Origin of the sequence: Photobacterium sp. (assembly GCF_033720175.1) — a bacterium.
Taxonomy (GTDB): domain Bacteria; phylum Pseudomonadota; class Gammaproteobacteria; order Enterobacterales; family Vibrionaceae; genus Photobacterium.
On record NZ_JAWWDA010000002.1, the window covers coordinates 137,848 to 155,814 of the forward strand.

The window sequence follows — 17,967 nt, forward strand, 5'->3', positions numbered from 1 at the left end:
ATCCTTATCGCTTTATTGTTTCGTTTGTTTGCGTATATTGCGTTTCAGTTGTTTTGAACTGCGGAACGAAAGGAAAGTCCCATGGCGATATCACACCAAAAGCAAGCTCGTTTTCACATGATGGCAAAACCAGCAAGCTATCGCTGTAACCTGAAATGTGATTATTGTTTCTATCTTGAAAAAGAAGAGATGATGGAACAGCCATCAATGAACAAAGATGTCGGACAGATGCCAGATGCGATGCTCAAGCGCTATGTGCGTGACTATATTCGCTCCCAGAACGCAGACGAGATTGATTTTGCTTGGCAGGGGGGGGAGCCGACGTTAGCTGGATTAGACTTTTACAAGAATGTCGTGAAATACCAAAAGTTATATGCAGATGATAAAACCATTACGAACAGTTTTCAGACTAATGCAGTTGCTATTAACCGCCAATGGGCGCAATTCTTCGCAGATAATAACTTTCTTATTGGTGTTTCGGTTGATGGTGCTGCCGAAGTGCATGATAAATATCGTATTTCAATCAATGGTAAGCCGACGTTTGAAAGGGTTAAACATGCAATTGAACTATTGAAAGAATATAAGGTGAACTTTAATACCTTAACGGTGATTAACGATCTAAATTGGAATAAAGGCAAAGAAACCTATCAGGTATTAAAAGCGCTGGGTTCAGAACACTTTCAATTTATTCCGATTGTGGAAGTTGAGCAAAACTGTCAGCAAACCAATACAGGTCATTATTCCCCAGCCGCTGATGCCACATTGACCCACTTCTCCGTGCCCGCCCACGGCTATGGCCAGTTTATGGCGGCGATCTTTGACGAGTGGATCAAAGAGGATGTCGGTCGCATTTTTGTCCGTATGTTTGACAGTATGCTGGCGACGTGGATGGGCTATCCCGCTTCTGTGTGCGTTCAGTCGCAAGAGTGTGGTCAGGCAATGGTGATTGAGGCCAATGGCGATCTTTATTCGTGCGATCACTACGTTTATCCGGCCAATCGCCTCGGTAATATTGCCCTCACTAATATCGGAAGACTCGCGACCAGCAAGCAGCAACAGCGGTTTGGCGGCGCCAAATCGACTAAGCTCACCAGTCAGTGTCAGCAGTGCGACCTCAGGGCGCTGTGCCATGGCGGCTGTCCCAAGCACCGTATCACCCCGATTGCAGGGGAAAAGCACAAACAAAATTACCTGTGTGCTTCCTATCAACAGATTTTCAGGCATACCGCTCCGGCAATGCACCTCATGGTGCAGGAAATACAGCGCGGGGGAGTGGCTGCTAATGTGATGCCGTTACTGGCAAATATGGATGCACATTAATACGTTTTAATTAAAAAGGAGTGAACAATGAAACTGTCCTCAAACAAGAAGACGGTACTGGCAGGCCTTGTGGCTGCTGCCTGTGCAATATCACCGGCAATGACGCTGGCAGCAGAGAAGGCTGAACAACCAAATGTCCTATTAATCGTGATGGATGATTTAGGCTCGGCACAATTAGACTTTGCGATGGATAATATCGACAAGGATACGCTAGCCAAGCGACCTGTACCTATGCGTTACGATGGTGATTTCGACAAGCTATATGACGCAGCCAAGCGTTCGATGCCGAATATTACCTTGCTGGCTAACGAAGGGGTCAGGATGACCAATGCCTATGTGGCAACCCCTGTTTGTGGTCCGTCTCGTGCCGGTATGATGACCGGACGTTTCCCGCATAGTTTCGGCACTTACAGTAATGATGATGCCAAGCTGGGGATCCCGCTGGATATCAAGTTGCTGCCAGCGCTGATGAATGAAAATGGCTATGCCACGGCAAACATTGGCAAATACCATAATGCCAAGGTGCGTAAGGAATTTAAGCCGAAAGATGAGCAGAGCCGAGATTATCACGACAACCAGATTTCGATTGCTGAGCCGGGTTATGGGCCGGAAGAGCGCGGCTTTGACTACTCCTATAGCTATTATGTGTCGGGAGCGGCGCTGTATAACTCTCCGACTGTGTTCAGAAACGGCGAGAATGTTGCGTCACCGGGTTACATGACCTATAACCTCACCAACGAAGCGATAAATTTTATCGAAAAAGCCAACGATAACGATCAGCCGTTCTTTATCAACCTGGCCTACAGTGTGCCTCATATTCCGCTAGAGCAGGCGGCTCCGGCTAAATTCATGGAGCGCTTTAATACCGGCAACGTCGAGGTGGATAAATACTACGCCCACGTCAATGCTTCCGATGAAGGGATCGGTAAGGTCATTGATAAGCTAAAAGAGATGGGTGAGTACGAAAATACCCTGATTTTCTTCCTGTCGGACAATGGTGCCGTGCATGAGTCTCCGATGCCGATGAACGGCATGAACCGTGCCTTCAAGGGCCAGCGCTACCGTGGTGGTGTCCATGTACCTTTCGTTGCACACTGGAAAGGCGTCCTTCCAGAAGGCAATGTTGATAACACCATGATTTCAGCAATGGATATTTTACCGACGGCACTTGCGGCGGCAGGTATTGATACCCCTGCAGAAATGAAGATAGACGGCAAAAACATCATGCCGCTTCTAAGCGGCGAACAGCAGACACCGCATCCATATCTATACTGGGCCGGCCCGAGAGCCCTTCACTATGATTCGAGTAATGTGGACTTCTGGAGTAACTACTGGAAGTGGATCACTTTCGAAACCAATGAGTTTATTCCGAGCAAGCACATTGAAAAGCGCTCGAAAGGGGAATGGGCAATCAAAGATCAGAGCTGGTCGCTGCATTATTACGATGATGGCAATAAGGGTTATGAACTTTATAACTATGCCGAAGATCCGGCGGAGTCGATTAACCTAGCGAAGAAATACCCTGAGAAGGTCAAGGAGCTTAAATCAGCATTCTATGACTGGATCAAAGACAAGCCAGCCCCAATCGCATGGGGACAGGACCGCTACGAAATCTTAACTGAGTCGGCCAAATAACCATGATGAAGGGCCTCGCAAGAGGCCCTTTTCTTGTGTGAGCTAATGAGAGAAATCATCATGCAAAAAAAAATTAGTGCCCAGCCACGCCCGATGATCCCCTACGAGCACCCTGATGCTGCCATGTATTATAAATTGTGCAAGGAGCACCTGATCCGGCTACGATATAAAAAGCCAGCCTACAATAAACATGACGAAACTATTCGGCAAGTGTTTGATTCGAGTTTAGGTAGTTTTCAGGTGAGCTTGAAAGAGGAGTGCGAGCAGTTGGTTCGCTACATCACCGAAGCCTTTGAGCATTATGCTGTTTGGGACTATACGCATGCCTATTACCCCGGTCGGCCGAGCCAGCAGACTGCCAGAACCGATGCAATGGAAGGGGTCAGTAGGGTGATACCGACCTTGGCCGTGTGGTTACATGCCAATGGCCAGTCAACAACGGTGATCTACGGGCTGAACAATAAAGTGATAGACGTGGCCCAGTTGCTGCGAACGGCATTTCTTGCCGGCACCAACCCTGAGCACAAAGGTTACTGGGGACAGTTACACGACTACGATCAGCGAATTTGCGAAAGTGCCGACCTAGCGCTTGCGCTTTGGCTGAGCAAAGCTTGGGTCTGGGAGCGCTTCAGTCAGGGTGAACAGCAGCAGGTGGAGGCTTGGTTCAAGCAGGTAAATACCTGCCAGACAGTTGATAATAACTGGCATCTCTTTCCGTTAACCGTGCAGTTGGTGATCAAGGCACTTACCGGGGAAGATACGATTTCCCATGAAAAATACCAGCGTGTGAAAGAGTTTTATGTCGGGGATGGCTGGTTCCGTGATGGCGCGCGAGGAAACTATGATTATTACAATGCCTGGGGGTTTTTCTACTCGCTCTATTGGATGGATCAAATCGATCCGGAATTTGATCCTGAATTTATCCATCGGTCTTTATCTGATTTTGTGACGAAGTACCGCTATTTCTTTACCCCAGAGGGGGTGCCGTTCTTTGGTCGCAGTGTCTGTTATCGGCTTGCTGCATCTGCACCACTTCTCGCTGCGGTCGATCAGGGGGCTACGACATTATCGTCAGGTGAAGCAAAGCGCGCGTTTCATACTAGTTTGAAATACTTCATCAGTCATGGAGCGTTGCAAAATGGTGCGCCAACCCAAGGTGTGTTTGCTGATGATACGCGCTTGGTGGATAACTACAGTGGACCAGCGAGCAGCTTCTGGTCGCTGCGTGCGTTAAATATTGCATTGTTTTGCGGAGAGAGAACAGGGTTATGGGATGCGGAAGAATCACCGCTTGAAATTGAAAAAGGGGATTTTTCCTTTGAGATCCCAGCCATAGAAGCCAAAGTCATTGGTACTTTCAAAACGAAAGAAGTTGTTGTCATCTTTCAAAATGAATATACCGACCAGCAAACTCCACTGACTCGCCGTTTAGCGCGACAATCATGGAGCGAAAAGCTCTCTGAAATGGTTGTAGGGCGTGCTGAACGACCGAAGAACAACCTCCTGCGTAAGGGCGTAACCTGTTACACATCGAAAATGTATCATTTCTTTTGATTTCACAGGTTTTCGCTTTGAAAGTGTTTATGTGATCAAGATCGATTTCTTTCCTTTTGTTTTCGATTATCATCGAACCGAAAGATAACGAAGGTTTTGAGGTTTTATATGTTTCTGGTTTCTTCTCGCGAAATGCTCCATAAAGCGCAGATTGGCGGTTATGCTGTTCCTGCGTTCAATATTCACAACCTAGAAACCGTTCAGGTTGTGGTTGAAACGGCAGCCGAAATGGCATCGCCAGTTATTCTGGCCGGTACTCCTGGTACCTTCTCGTATGCTGGTACGGACTATTTGGTGGGTATTTGCAAAGAGGCGGCTAAACGCTACCAGATGCCAATCGCCCTTCATCTCGATCACCATGAGTCGTTTGGTGATATCCGTAACAAGGTAGAGGCAGGGATCAAGTCTGCAATGATTGATGGTTCCCATCTTAATTTCGAGGGCAACATTGATCTAGTTCAACAGGTGGTTTCCTTCTGTCATCGTTGGGACTGCTCTGTTGAAGCTGAACTGGGTCGTCTTGGCGGGCAGGAAGATGATCTGATTGTCGATGCTAAGGATGCGTTGTATACCGATCCGGAAGCAGCGTTGGAGTTTGTCAACCGTACCGGAATCGACTCGCTGGCCATCGCGATTGGTACTGCACACGGTATGTACAAAGAAGAGCCACGACTGGACTTTGATCGCCTAGGAATTATTCGCAGCAAAACTGACGTTCCTCTTGTTCTGCACGGCGCTTCAGGGGTACCAGATGCAGATGTCCGCCGCTGTATCGAGCTGGGGATCACCAAGGTTAATGTAGCCACTGAGCTGAAAATTGCCTTCTCTGATGCAGTGAAGCAGTACTTCATTGAAAACCCTAATGCCAACGATCCTCGTCACTACATTGTTCCAGGCAAAGAAGCTATGAAGAAAGTGGTGATGGAGAAAATTACTGTGTGCGGTAGCGCTGGTAAGTTGTAATCGTTTTTCGGAAAAAGAAATTGCAAGCACGCCCCCTGTGTTATTGCTCCGGGCTACATTAACAGTGCTCCCTCAACATCTATGGTGTAGCCATTTTTCTTTTTCATCCTAGAAAATATAAGAAATGGATAGCAAACTGATGGCTTCATCTGTGAAGTTTAAGCAAAAGAAAATCGCCATCATTGGCGAGTGCATGATTGAGCTGAGTGGTCAGCCATTTTCTACTCAGGATCAGCGTTTTGGTGGCGATACGCTCAACACTGCGGTTTACCTGTCTCGTTTGGTGCCGGGGTTAGCTCCCAGTTACGTGACTGGGCTGGGTCAAGATAGCTATAGTCGCCAAATGGTATCGGCATGGCAAAGTGAAGGCATTGATACTTCAATGGTGCTAGAAGTTGCTGACAAGCTACCTGGTATGTATGCGATTGAAATTGATCCGCAGGGTGAGCGCAGTTTTCACTATTGGCGCAATGATTCTGCCGCCCGTCAGCTTTGCCAGCATCGCGATTTCCCTGCCATTGTCGAATCATTAAAAACGTTTGATCTTGTTTACCTTTCAGGTATTTCGTTGGCCATCTTATCCGATCAGGACAAGCGTACTTTGTTAGTAGCGCTGGAGCAGCTTAAGCAAAGCGGTGTACGCATTGCCGTTGACTCTAATTACCGGCCTCGGCTGTGGCACAGTGCGTCTGACGCCTGTGAATGGCTGGGTAAGCTCTATCAGTTAAGTGATATTGCCTTGGTTACTGCAGAAGATGAAGATTTACTGCTTGGTATGAAGGATTCTCCGGCCAGTATTATTGCTAAGCGATTGCATTCCATGGGTATCAAGCAGGTGGTCGTCAAGCTTGGTAGCGAGGGGGCAATGTGGTCTGAATATGGCCACAGTGGCATTGCAGCCGGTAACAAGGTAGATAACGTTGTCGATACGACGGCGGCTGGAGACTCGTTCAACGCGGGCTTCCTTGCAGCCTGGAGCATAGGCATGGAAATTGACGAGTGCAGCCATTGGGGCAATAAGTTAGCGGCTCGGGTCATCCAGCACAAGGGGGCCATTATCCCGCTGGATCAGACGCGGTATATTACAGAATTGATGAGTATTTGATATGAACAAAGAGTGGATTGAAACATTACGAGCATTACGAGTGATGCCAGTCATCCAGATTGAAGATGCCAAAGATGCCGTAAAACTGGCACAGGTACTGAGTGACAATGGCTTGCCAGCCGCAGAAATTACGTTTCGCAGTGAAGCGGCGGCAGAGTCTATACGCCTTATTCGCGAGGCGCTTCCTGATCTTATTCTGTGTGCTGGTACAGTACTGACTCCTGCACAGGTGGATTTGGCAGTTGAGGCGGGGGCGGACTTTATTGTTAGCCCTGGCTTTAACCCGACGACGGTTAAGTATTGCCTTGAAAGGGGGGTAAAAATCATCCCGGGCGTGAATAGTCCAAGCCAGGTTGAACAGGCTCTGGAGCTAGGGGTTACTGCCTTAAAGTTTTTCCCGGCAGAAGCATCCGGCGGGATCAATATGCTCAAGTCGCTGACAGGCCCATACGGCAATATCCAGTTGATGCCAACTGGGGGTGTGAAACCGACGAACCTGATGGAGTATCTTGCGATCCCTCAGGTTATCGCCTGTGGAGGTACCTGGATTGCACCAACAGCGGCCATTCGTGACAACGACTGGGAAACCATCGCTCACAATGCTCGTGAGACTTGTAAGTTAGTGAATGCCTAGGAGCTCTGTGATGACAGAAAAGCATGTCGCCGTGTTACTGGCAGATGGATTTGAAGAAGGTGAAGCAGTTGTCTTTATCGATATCATGCGCCGGTTGGATATTAAAGTTACAGTATTGTCGTGCATGCAAACGACAGCACTGAATACCTATTTCGAAACCCGCATAACTGCCGACGATGTCCTGAAAAACTGTTACGACAATAACTATGACGCAGTCATGATGCCTGGCGGCCCGAAAGGGACGGACAACCTGTCGGCCAACCCAATGGTGATTAATTTCCTCAAGCGGCATATCACTGAAGACAAATATATCTGTGCCTTGTGCTCATCCGGTGCCAAGGTACTGGCGGCAAATAACTTGTTAGAAGGCCGCAACTATACGACTGGTGGTGGTCTTGAGAAGAAATTCGAAGACGGTAACTTCCTTGATCAAAAAGTGGTGATAGACGGCAATTTCATTAGTGGTAAAGGGCTTGGCGTTAGTTTTGAGTTTGCGTTTACTGTGGCAAAAATGCTGCTTACTGACGATCAGGGAAAAGTGGACTGGCAAGCAAGCCATATCTATTTTGATCATTGGCCACTGTAAGCGAGTAAAGTCGCTGTGATCTATCGGTGATTGACTTAGAGCTGAAAGTTCAACGCGATTTTGTCCCAAGCTGTTCGGATACCGACTTTCGTAATGCTCGGTTTCAGGCAAATCGAGCGTCATCACCGTGATCGATTTGACCTCGAACAAAAATACCCACGCTCGTTAATTCCCGCATAGTGAGCGTTACAGATACAATTTAAGGTGAGGTGTCGCAGATAGTTTGCGATATTTCTCCTTATCCGAACACAGTCAATCTGAGTAAATACCCTAACGCGTTTATGTCCGTGCGACCTGAAGTCGTATGAAGCGTTGTTCTGTCAGAAGTTGCTTGAGTATGGGTAACTTTTGTGCACGGGTAACTTGAAAATTCCCCACAACGGCTTAGGGTGATCGTTCTAAGCCAGAATTACTTCAAATTGAGAGGTGAGGAATCTTGAGGGAAATTATCACTGCTTCTGGAATGAATTCTAAAAGTAGTAAATTTACAACAAAGCTATTTCCAGAATGAACATTTTTCTAACTATTACTGCATTTTTAGACATAAATTATTGATAGTTGAATTGAATTATGATGATGTTTTATTGCACATATCAAATGAAATTGTCGCTGAAAGCATAAAGCGCCCTAAACTGATTTTAGTTGTTTATTTACAACAATTAGTTAAACGGTATTAGGGCAGTATCGCTTTTATTGGGACATTCAACGTTAGACAACACTATTTGTTATCTAGGCGTTAACTAGAAAAGTTGAGGCACAGGCTTGTGTTTACCTTTGGAAAACATGTGTACCAATCGTTGATTTCCAAAATGAATGCTGATACTTTGCCTGCATGAAAATTTACACAATTCCCACATCATTCTTCTTTTGGTGGCGCTCTAATTAGAGCGGCACGGAATTATCACATTCTTAAGCTGCTGGAAGGTAGCTAAGACTGTGGTCTCTTTTTATCTCCAGTAGCGATCTTTTTACTAGGAGATAACCTTATGATAGATAAACAACCCGCGGATCAACCAGAAATTATTCTAACGGGTGATAGAGCTACTGGCCCCCTTCATTTAGGTCACTATGTTGGTTCTTTGAGACAACGAGTGGACTTACAAAATATTCATGATCAGACGATCCTCGTTGCGGATATGCAAGGTCTTACCGACAATGCTCATAATCCGACAAAGGTATCATCCAACATTCTAAATGTTGTCGCTGATTACCTGGCGGTTGGCATCGATCCCTCTAAAACGACAATTTGCCTTCAATCACAACTACCTGCTCTTGCAGAGTTGACTATGTATTACAGCAATCTTGTCACCATCGCTCGGTTAGAAAGAAATCCAACGGTCAAAAGCGAGATACAGAGCAAAGGTTTTGAGCGCTCTATTCCTGCCGGTTTTTTAACATATCCGATATCTCAAGCGGCTGATATCACGGGCTTCAATGCAACACTAGTTCCTGTTGGAGACGATCAATTGCCAATGCTAGAACAAACCAATGAAATTGTACGTAAAGTCAATTCATTAGCAGGCAAAATTATATTGAATGAATGCAGACCACTATTAAGCAATGCGTCACGATTGCCAAGTACAGATGGCAAAAACAAAATGTCGAAGACGATGGGTAATACCATAAATCTTGGTTCTTCTGAAAAGGAGATCAGCGCGGCGGTTAAATCCATGTATACCGATCCTACTCATTTACGGGTTGAAGACCCAGGGAATATCGAGGGAAATGTTGTATTTACTTATCTAGATGCATTTCATCCTGACACATCCTATGTAAATGAGCTTAAAGAGCACTACCAACGTGGCGGTCTTGGCGACGGAACAACTAAAAAGATATTGGAAGAGTGCTTACAAGAGATCCTAAGACCGATCAGGAAAAAGAGGGCTGAGTATCTAGGTGATAAGGCTCAACTCATCGAAATTTTGTCTGGGGGCAGCCAAGTTTCTCGAGAAAAAACACAACGAGTGCTCTTTGATGTTAAGGATACTTTTGGTCTGAACATTCTCTGATCAAACGATTTCAAGAGTTAGCCTCGGAAAGCCGTGTGCTCATCTATTAACGGCTTAGGGTTACTACTCTAAGCCGGGTTTACCTCATTCTTGCTTAGAGTAGATACGTATTCACAGGCTATTAATGCCAGTTGGTAATACATTTTTAAATCGTTTTTACGAAGCGACAGTCCTTCAGTCATTATCCATAGAATGGATGCTATGTTTAACTCTTATCTATAATTATTTATGTTTCTGATAAGCTCATAACGGTTTGTGATACATTTTCGGTCCCGTTATAAATCTCATCCATAACGGTTGACACCTCGATGATCTTGTTCATTCCATCATTTGCTATATTTGCCACTTCATCCATAGCTATCGTGACACTATCTGTCAGGTTTTTGTTATCTAAAACAGCCATTTTGGGGCTTCGGAGAAGATCTTTTAAGACATCTATAATTAATACTGCCAATAATGATCGAAGCGACCATTTCTCGTTATGCCTTTATCTCGTTCTTAGATATCTTACAAACCATCCTTGAAGGTTACCTGTTGTCCAAGTCTCTTGAACACTGAGATGTGATTAAGAGACAGGCCTTGGGCAACTTTTTAGGGGGCGGTTTACGGGCGTTATAATAAATCAAGTCGCTTAATGCGATGCCGAATCGTTACAACCACTTTGTGCCAATGACTCAAGCATTATCCAATGCTTGTTTACGTAACTCAGTGGCATGTTGTGTTGATAACGGCTCGTCACGATCTCGTGGCGTAAATGACGTAACATCATTACGTACAGGCTCATCCAATGCTAGCTTACGGAGCTCAGTGGCATGCAGTGTGGATACAGGCTCGTCACGGTCTACTAACAGCCGTGGATTAACTTTTACCTGATAACTCGTTTCGCCTTCAAAGGTTTTCAGGCGAAGTTCATTTGCATGTCGATCGTTGCCGTTGTCATCATGATGATTGTATTGAGCAGCTGAAGCACCAAAAGATATTAGTCCCAATAGAGTTACTATAAGTACAGGATTTTTCATGTTTATCTCCACTTTTATAATATTAAATGTTTTTGCAGTGTTGAAAACCTGTCATTCCATCTTAGGAGTAATCCCTTTACCTTTACGGTTCAGACTTCGTTTCGATTTACACAAATAGTAGAGTGTGACGGACTTCAAAAATAGTAAGGAAAATAGAACGAGTTAGTCAGAAAATTTGTTGATCTCAAAAATACCGCCGAATCGACCTTAATTTCACTCACACAAGCAGAGACGTTTCACGGATTTTATGGTCAATTCCAGTAACAGCGTTTCATTACGTTTCTTATAAACTCACCTACCCTTTCCATTCACGACGGTTAGAAAGCGCTGCCTTCTGCTTGGATGTAAACACCAGATTTCTTAGCCAAAGCAAAATTATTTACTGCCATAGGCTATACATTCATTCTATCTAAATATATATTCGTAAATAACGAATTAAAAATCACATCTCAATGCGGCAGGTTGGATCGTTTTGAAAAGGGAATATATATGGAACAGACAGATCTAAGCTCGTTAATACCCATCGTAATTACGTTGGCTTTGTCTCTTACTACTCGAAACGTGGTTATTGGGCTTTTTGCGGGTGTGCTTAGTGGGGTGTTTATGCTTAATGGCTGGCACCCTCTTGATACATTCGGAGTCATGGTGAAAGGGCATTTGGTGCCACAACTCACGGACAGTTATAATGCGGGCGTGATCGTTTTATTGGTGTTTATCGGTGGTTTTGTCGCGCTGATGGAGCAGTCTGGTGGTGGGCATGCTTTTGCAAAAAAGGTGACTCATTGGGTTGATTCAAAGTGTAGAGCCCAGGTATCCGCTTGGTTTGGTGGGATTTTCATTTTCTTCTCGGATCTTGGTACGCCATTAATTGTTGGGCCGGTGTTTAGGCCGTTGTTTGACAAACTGAAAGTCTCTCGTCAGAAATTAGCATTTATTATTGACTCCACGTCTTCTCCTGTCGCCATTTTGATTCCTTTCATTGGTTGGGGAGTTTACATTATGGGGTTATTGCAAAAAGAGTTTACTGCTCTTAACGCAAACGTCTCCGATTGGGATGCGTTTATTGGTGCGATTCCTTATCAATTTTATGCGATTTTAGCTATTGCTATCGTGCCTTTAGTGGCACTTAAGGCATTGGACTTCGGGCCAATGGCTCGAGCTGAAATGGATGCAAAGCAAGGGGAGGTAACCGGAAATGACGCGACATCGCTCAATGTATTTGTGCATAAAAATTCAAAAGCGTCGTTTGTGTGGGGGCCTTTGTTAGTGATGGCGGTGGTGTTGGTCACTATGTTAGCTCCTCTTGGTTTCCCTTTTCAGAAAGTATCTGGCTCGGTGTTCCGCGCAGCTTTATCTAGCGCTTATTTCTTTGCCGCCATTACGCTTATTAGTTTGATGGCTTATTACAGAGTTCGTTCACTAGGCGATGGCATTAACGTTTACCTCAAGGGTATGGGTAATATGATGCAAGTGGCGATCATTTTGATATTGGCCTGGACTCTCAGCAGCGTCGGTAAAGAACTGGGTACAGCGGCCTATATTGCCGAGCAAGCTCAGGCAGGTTTTCCTTCTTGGTTAGTCCCTGCGGTTGCATTTTTGTTCTCTGCAATTATCTCTTTTGCGACCGGATCCTCTTGGGGCACGTTCGCTATTATGATGCCATTAGTGATTCCTACCTCATTTGCGATAGATGCGCCTCTATTTGCCTGTATCGGTGCAGTATTATCTGGCGGGTTATTTGGTGATCATTGCTCACCAATATCAGAAACGACCATTCTTTCATCTACAGGTTCAGGCTGTGACCAATTTGAACACTTCCGCACTCAGCTCCCTTATGCCTTGCTTAATGGCGCTATTGCTTTGGGAAGTTTTGTCTTAGCTGGGATTTATGAATCACCAGTTATCTTTATTATTTCAATCGTCGCTCAAATCGTACTGGTGTTTACATTTGCTAAAGTGTATCAACGTAATTATTCGTTGGTATCCTCAAATTAGCCGTTATGTATGTTCTCCTCTAAGCCAATGTTTGGTTAAAGCCTGTAGAGGCAGAGTGTAATGTTGAATATGATCTTTCCCAGCAGCTTCAGACACTGAATTAAGTGAGTAAAATCCTTAATGAGGTGAATTATAGGGGGGCTGTTGCAACACTTGGATCATAGTGATTACAGTGATCAACCACAGAACGGTCGATATTTTGAACCAACGCATGATAAGGACCATCGATGAAAGAGCGAATACCGTATTTCACTGTTTCTGGGATAGACGCTTCTTACAAGAGATCCTAAGACCGATCTGGAAAAAGAGGGCTGAGTATCTAGGTGATAAGGCTTAACTCATCGAAATTTTGTCTGGGGGGCAGCCAAGTTTCTCGAGAAAAAACACAACGAGTGCTCTCTGATGTTAAGGATACTTTTGGTCTGAACATTCTCTGATCAAACGATTTCAAGAGTTAGACTCGGAAAGCTGTGTGCTGATGCTCCCGAGGCTAAGGTGTCCGTCGTTTCTTGATGGAGCACTTGATTTCGTATTGTGATGCTAAGGTGAATCTTACTCGATTAGAGCTAGATGTTCACTCTAACAATATGGCAGCACTAGGATTATGTAAGCCTTTTGGCTTAGAAACCGAGGGCGCAAGGCCGTGTTGGTTGAAGGAAAACGAATCGATGTACATACATCATATATTTCGCCTGCCTTACAGGCAGGCGATGGAAATAATAGTGTACACCGTCCAATTGTCTGTTCTTTAGGGGACAGTTGACTCTCTAGCGATGGATCATGAAGATAGCTTATTAATTATTTGCTTCCTTCACTCTATGCCTAAACCCCATACAATAAAAAAAACACTCTGGAGTGCTGCCCTTGTAGCAATTTCCCTATTCTATTTTTGCCCGGTGTTCGCTCAAACCACCTCGGCATCCTCTTCTGATTTTGAGTTTTTGACCAGTAAGGCCGCACCGCAGGATCGGGATCTACTGGACATTTACATGCAGGCTGACACTCAGCCGGATGAAGCCCAGAAAAAACTGAAATTACTGCCAATGAAACAAATTGAGCATGGTGAAGGTTTCCGCTTGGCACTTTACTACCTTATTTTGTTCAAGTTAGAGAATGCGCTGGGGACACATGAAGTTTCTGCCGAACAATATATCGATGATCTTAAAGTACTGGGTGAACGTCAGGGCCAGGACTGGATGGTTGGTGAAGCCTTGCTTGAGTCTGTTATTATTTTAATAAAACAAAGTAAGTTTGATGAAGGGCTGGAATTTATCGATCAGGTCATTGAAATTGCGGAGACGTCGGACTATTCGCATCTGTTGGCCCGCGCCCTCAAGTGGAGAGCCAACATTTACGTCGAACGGTCTCAATATATCATGGCGATGGATGATTATCGTTCAGCATTGAAAACCTTCAGCGAGCAATCTGATGATATTGAGTCTTCTAAGGTGCTTTCAAATATATCGACGGTCTATTTTCGCCTGCAAGAGTGGAACAGCGCTAAGAAATATAATCAAAGAGCGTTCCGCCTGATTGAGGGGGATGGATGTGATAACCCCAACCTCAAAGCTATGCTGCATGTTAACGCCGGTATTATTGCCCGGCACTTTGATCAACCGGAACAGGAAGCCGAGCATATTAGAGAAGCGGTGAGACTGTTTGAGCAGACGGGTGCCAAGTTTTTGCAACTGGCGGCTCTGAACAATCTCATCACAATGCAGCTTAAGGACAATGAGATTAAAGCGGCATTGGCTAACTCTTTTCGCTGCCTGGAACTGGCAACCGAAATATCGGACAGATCAGGGGTGGCCCATTGCAATGAGTCTCTGGCAAAAGCCTATCTAATGCGGGGAGAGTTACAAAAAGCCGCCGAGATTGCGTTGCAGGCGCTTGAGTTATTTAACCAGCTGCAAGATCAGAAGAACTATATGGAGGTCAGTGAGCTGATCGCTGATATTTATGAAGCGTCTGGCGATTACCAACGTGCTTTGCAGTATTACAGGCAGCATTCGACTGAAGGTAGGGAATATCTGTTTAATGAGCGACGCAAAGAGCTGTTTGCATTGCAAGTAAGCTATGAAGCAGAAGCGAGAGAGCGTGAGATAGCCTTGTTGAAATCAGATAATGAATTAAATACAGCTCGGTTAGCTGAGCAGCAAGCGCGCGAGAAGCTATGGATCCTTGCGGCTGCTTTTTCTGTTCTGTTGCTTTATATTTTTTATCGGCGCTATAGCAATATCAGCAAGGATAACACCCAGCTGCAGCAGTCGAATGCAACTTTAGCGACTCAGTCGCTACAGGATCCACTGACGGGCTTGCACAACCGCCGGTATCTGGAGCAGTGGCTGGAGTCTGCGGGCAATGATGGCCGATCATCGCCCTATCACTATTTGTTAGTGGCGTTGGACTTGGATCATTTTAAGCTTGTCAATGATCGCTGGGGCCATGATTCAGGTGATCAGGTACTTGTCGACGTTGCCCGTCGACTGAAGGCGAGTGCTCGCAGTAATGACCTCGTGATTCGCTGGGGCGGTGAGGAATTTGTCTTGGTGCTGGAACTCAAGCCTGATCTAGACGCTGAACTCATATTAAACCGCCTGCGTGAGTCCATTGCTACAGTGCCTGTTAAGACCAGCGGAGGAGATCTGGAGGTGACGGTTTCGATAGGGGCCGTCGCGATAACCATTGACGTCATGATCAATGAATGGGATGAGTTACTGAATATGGCTGATAAGGCACTCTATGCTGCCAAATCGTCAGGCCGAAATTGCGTGAAGCTAGTCAGCGCATAATCTCGTCGAGGTAAAAACATCACATCCATTGTCTAGCGCAGCATAAACTGGTAGTGTCGCAGCCCTTGTAAACCGTATTTTCGCGTTCAGCAAAGACTAATAGGACAATTACCTTGAGCCAAACTGCTTTTTCAACCCTTAACCTGCATTCTGATTTGCTAAAAAATATCTCTTCCCTTGGTTATGAGGCGATGACTCCGATCCAGGCACAGAGCCTGCCGCACATCCTTGCGGGCAAAGATGTTATCGCCCAGGGTAAAACGGGCTCTGGTAAAACAGCAGCCTTCGGTCTTGGCCTGTTAGAAAAGCTGAATGTTAAGCGTTTCCGTGTTCAGTCTCTGGTACTTTGTCCTACTCGTGAACTGGCTGATCAGGTCGCCAAAGAGATCCGAAAACTGGCACGAACCATCCATAACATTAAAGTACTGACTTTATGTGGCGGCATGCCATTCGGCCCGCAGATTGGTTCGCTTGAACACGGTGCACATATTATTGTCGGTACCCCTGGCCGTATTGAAGAGCACGTCCGTAAAGGAACGCTGAACTTAGACGATCTGGAAATGCTGATATTAGATGAAGCTGATCGCATGCTTGAAATGGGCTTTCAGGACGCATTGGATGCGATCATTGATGCAGCGCCAAAGCAGCGCCAGACTTTACTTTTCAGCGCGACATACCCGGATCAAATTAAGTCGATTGCTGATCGGATTATGTTTAAACCGGTAATGGCGAAAGTTGAAGCGACCCATGACGACAGCAGTATTCAGCAGCATTTCTACAAGGTTGAAGGTAACGAACAACGCTTGACCGCCCTGCGCCTGTTGCTGCTGCAACACCGTCCGGAATCAGCGGTAGTATTTTGTAATACCAAGCGTGAAGCTCAGGAAGTGTCTGATGATTTGGTCGACTACGGTTTTAGCTCCATCGCCTTACATGGTGATTTAGAGCAGCGTGAACGTGACCAGACGTTAGTTCGTTTTGCTAATAAAAGCGCATCAGTGCTTGTTGCCACCGATGTGGCCGCTCGTGGTCTGGATATCGACTCGCTTGACGCTGTTATCAACTACCACCTTGCTCGTGATACTGAAGTGCATGTCCACCGTATTGGCCGTACTGGCCGTGCAGGCAGCAAAGGCGTTGCATGCTCTCTGTTCAGTGAAAAAGAACACTATAAAGTCGCTTTGCTGGAAGATTATTTAGATAAGACCATCGAAGGTGAAGCTCTGCCTCCGATGAGTCTGCTTGAGCAGCCGACATTCCGTCCAGTGATGACGACCCTTCAGATTGACGGCGGTAAAAGACAGAAAGTTCGCCCGGGTGACATTTTAGGTGCGTTAACGGGTGATAATGGTATTGCCGGGGCACAAGTGGGTAAAATCCAGATCTTTGATAACTTCGCCTATGTTGCGGTTAAGAGCGAATCAGTACGCGATGCGCTTAAGAAGCTCGAAAATGGTAAATTGAAGGGACGTTCGTTCCGAGTTCGCCAGATCCGCGGTTAATTCCACTGCTATACCCAAGAAAAGCCCGCATAGTTTTAGCGGGCTTTGTGCTTTCAAAAAAAGGCTGATGGAAATATCAGCCATTGTCCCCATGTTTTTATTAACTCAATTTATACTTATTTCACTTCGATTTTGGTTGCTTGAGATTGGCTTGGTTGAACTTTGGGTACCAGAACTTTTAGTAAACCATTTTGAAATTCAGCATGAATATGATCTTGCTGAATATTCTGGCCAAGATAGAAACTGCGCATAAATTTACCGGTGCAGCGTTCTTGCCGGATAACTTTCCCATGTTTCTTCTCTTCACTTTCTTTTTGCGTGGTGGCTTCTATGATCAGAGAGCCTTCATTTACCTGCAAAGAGACATCTTTTTTATTCACCCCAGGTAGTTCTGCTGTTATTTCGTAGGCTTTTTCTTTCTCAACAATATCAACTCGTGGTGTCATCATCTCGGTATCAAATTTTGGCCTTAGCATTGGGAATGCATTGTCAAAAATCTGAGGGAAATCAAACCAGGAGTCACGAGGAACTAAGCTCATACTTGCCTCCAATCCGATGTAGTAGTTAACGCATCTAAAGTCTAGTATATGATTGTTAATCAAAGACGAAAAACAACCATAAATTGATTAAGGTCAAAATTCTTTAAGGAACAGATTTTAAACACAAAATATAATAAACGGATTGATTTACTTTTCTTTTTGACTCTCGCTAAAACCTCACGTCGCCAACAAAAAAACATCACCATAGATACAGATTGTTAACAATTAGCTTGAATAAGTTCAGTTTTAGCGCTATTTTTGTTCATTAATCGAGCAGTTGTTGACAGTCTGAATGAGTATACACGATGTAACCT

General features: G+C 45.3%; 14 protein-coding genes and 1 pseudogene. 12 read left to right on the top strand and 3 right to left on the bottom strand.

The genetic code is table 11. From position 1 onward, the window contains the following. The first annotated feature begins 81 nt into the window (after positions 1-81). The 8 genes from R3289_RS03315 (at position 82) to trpS (ending at position 9,806) form a co-directional block, all read left to right on the top strand. Positions 82-1,320 (top strand): anaerobic sulfatase maturase, encoded by a 1,239-nt coding sequence (locus tag R3289_RS03315; RefSeq protein ID WP_318924071.1) that lies wholly within the window; start codon positions 82-84, stop codon positions 1,318-1,320. 27 nt (positions 1,321-1,347) lie between these two features. Next, positions 1,348-2,955 carry a sulfatase gene (locus R3289_RS03320; RefSeq protein ID WP_318924072.1) on the top strand — a complete coding sequence of 536 codons (1,608 nt, stop codon included), beginning with the start codon at positions 1,348-1,350 and terminating at the stop codon, positions 2,953-2,955. 60 nt (positions 2,956-3,015) lie between these two features. Beyond that, positions 3,016-4,509: a DUF2264 domain-containing protein gene (locus tag R3289_RS03325; RefSeq protein ID WP_318924073.1), complete on the top strand. Its 1,494-nt coding sequence runs from the start codon at positions 3,016-3,018 to the stop codon at positions 4,507-4,509. 108 nt (positions 4,510-4,617) lie between these two features. Beyond that, the gene (locus R3289_RS03330; protein ID WP_318924074.1) at positions 4,618-5,472 is read left to right on the top strand and encodes a tagatose bisphosphate family class II aldolase; all 855 of its coding nucleotides are present in this window, start codon (positions 4,618-4,620) and stop codon (positions 5,470-5,472) included. Positions 5,473-5,611: 139 nt separating this feature from the next. Then, complete coding sequence (locus R3289_RS03335) at positions 5,612-6,577, top strand: sugar kinase (protein ID WP_318924075.1); 966 nt, start codon at positions 5,612-5,614, stop codon at positions 6,575-6,577. A 1-nt stretch (position 6,578) separates the two neighbouring features. Beyond that, a complete protein-coding gene (locus R3289_RS03340) occupies positions 6,579-7,211 on the top strand; it encodes a bifunctional 4-hydroxy-2-oxoglutarate aldolase/2-dehydro-3-deoxy-phosphogluconate aldolase (protein WP_318924076.1) in 633 nt (210 codons plus the stop codon). 10 nt (positions 7,212-7,221) lie between these two features. Next, on the top strand, positions 7,222-7,797 hold the full coding sequence (locus R3289_RS03345) for a DJ-1/PfpI family protein (RefSeq protein ID WP_318924077.1): 576 nt from the start codon (positions 7,222-7,224) through the stop codon (positions 7,795-7,797). Positions 7,798-8,783: 986 nt separating this feature from the next. Then, positions 8,784-9,806 carry a tryptophan--tRNA ligase gene (gene trpS / locus R3289_RS03350; RefSeq protein ID WP_318924078.1) on the top strand — a complete coding sequence of 341 codons (1,023 nt, stop codon included), beginning with the start codon at positions 8,784-8,786 and terminating at the stop codon, positions 9,804-9,806. 226 nt (positions 9,807-10,032) lie between these two features. Here the strand turns inward: trpS and R3289_RS03355 are convergent, their stop codons facing one another. Beyond that, entirely contained in the window at positions 10,033-10,209 is a 177-nt protein-coding gene (locus R3289_RS03355) for a hypothetical protein (protein ID WP_318924079.1), read from the bottom strand. Between the two features lie 271 nt (positions 10,210-10,480). Beyond that, entirely contained in the window at positions 10,481-10,795 is a 315-nt protein-coding gene (locus tag R3289_RS03360; protein ID WP_318924080.1) for a hypothetical protein, read from the bottom strand. Between the two features lie 519 nt (positions 10,796-11,314). Between R3289_RS03360 and R3289_RS03365 the strand changes: the two genes are divergently transcribed. The 4 genes and pseudogenes from R3289_RS03365 (at position 11,315) to dbpA (ending at position 17,114) form a co-directional block, all read left to right on the top strand. After that, on the top strand, positions 11,315-12,820 hold the full coding sequence (locus tag R3289_RS03365; protein WP_318924081.1) for a Na+/H+ antiporter NhaC family protein: 1,506 nt from the start codon (positions 11,315-11,317) through the stop codon (positions 12,818-12,820). 274 nt (positions 12,821-13,094) lie between these two features. Continuing rightward, a pseudogene (locus R3289_RS20525) lies at positions 13,095-13,257 on the top strand (tryptophan--tRNA ligase); the annotation flags it as partial. Positions 13,258-13,809: 552 nt separating this feature from the next. Then, entirely contained in the window at positions 13,810-15,612 is a 1,803-nt protein-coding gene (locus R3289_RS03370) for a tetratricopeptide repeat-containing diguanylate cyclase (RefSeq protein ID WP_318924082.1), read from the top strand. A gap of 113 nt (positions 15,613-15,725) precedes the next feature. After that, positions 15,726-17,114: an ATP-dependent RNA helicase DbpA gene (gene dbpA, locus R3289_RS03375; protein WP_318924083.1), complete on the top strand. Its 1,389-nt coding sequence runs from the start codon at positions 15,726-15,728 to the stop codon at positions 17,112-17,114. 116 nt (positions 17,115-17,230) lie between these two features. Here the strand turns inward: dbpA and R3289_RS03380 are convergent, their stop codons facing one another. Further along, positions 17,231-17,653, bottom strand: coding sequence for an Hsp20/alpha crystallin family protein (locus tag R3289_RS03380; RefSeq protein WP_318924084.1), 423 nt, complete (start codon positions 17,651-17,653; stop codon positions 17,231-17,233). Positions 17,654-17,967 lie beyond the last annotated feature (314 nt).

Excerpts from the sequence above, each read along its gene's own strand:
- trpS (WP_318924078.1), top strand. The coding sequence starts at position 8,784 with ATGATAGATAAACAACCCGCGGATCAACCAGAAATTATTCTAACGGGT.
- R3289_RS03345 (WP_318924077.1), top strand. The coding sequence starts at position 7,222 with ATGACAGAAAAGCATGTCGCCGTGTTACTGGCAGATGGATTTGAAGAA.
- R3289_RS03330 (WP_318924074.1), top strand. The coding sequence starts at position 4,618 with ATGTTTCTGGTTTCTTCTCGCGAAATGCTCCATAAAGCGCAGATTGGC.
- R3289_RS03325 (WP_318924073.1), top strand. The coding sequence starts at position 3,016 with ATGCAAAAAAAAATTAGTGCCCAGCCACGCCCGATGATCCCCTACGAG.
- R3289_RS03370 (WP_318924082.1), top strand. The coding sequence starts at position 13,810 with ATGCAGGCTGACACTCAGCCGGATGAAGCCCAGAAAAAACTGAAATTA.
- R3289_RS03320 (WP_318924072.1), top strand. The coding sequence starts at position 1,348 with ATGAAACTGTCCTCAAACAAGAAGACGGTACTGGCAGGCCTTGTGGCT.
- R3289_RS03355 (WP_318924079.1), bottom strand. The coding sequence starts at position 10,209 with ATGGCTGTTTTAGATAACAAAAACCTGACAGATAGTGTCACGATAGCT.
- R3289_RS03315 (WP_318924071.1), top strand. The coding sequence starts at position 82 with ATGGCGATATCACACCAAAAGCAAGCTCGTTTTCACATGATGGCAAAA.
- R3289_RS03365 (WP_318924081.1), top strand. The coding sequence starts at position 11,315 with ATGGAACAGACAGATCTAAGCTCGTTAATACCCATCGTAATTACGTTG.
- R3289_RS03380 (WP_318924084.1), bottom strand. The coding sequence starts at position 17,653 with ATGAGCTTAGTTCCTCGTGACTCCTGGTTTGATTTCCCTCAGATTTTT.
- R3289_RS03335 (WP_318924075.1), top strand. The coding sequence starts at position 5,612 with ATGGCTTCATCTGTGAAGTTTAAGCAAAAGAAAATCGCCATCATTGGC.
- R3289_RS03340 (WP_318924076.1), top strand. The coding sequence starts at position 6,579 with ATGAACAAAGAGTGGATTGAAACATTACGAGCATTACGAGTGATGCCA.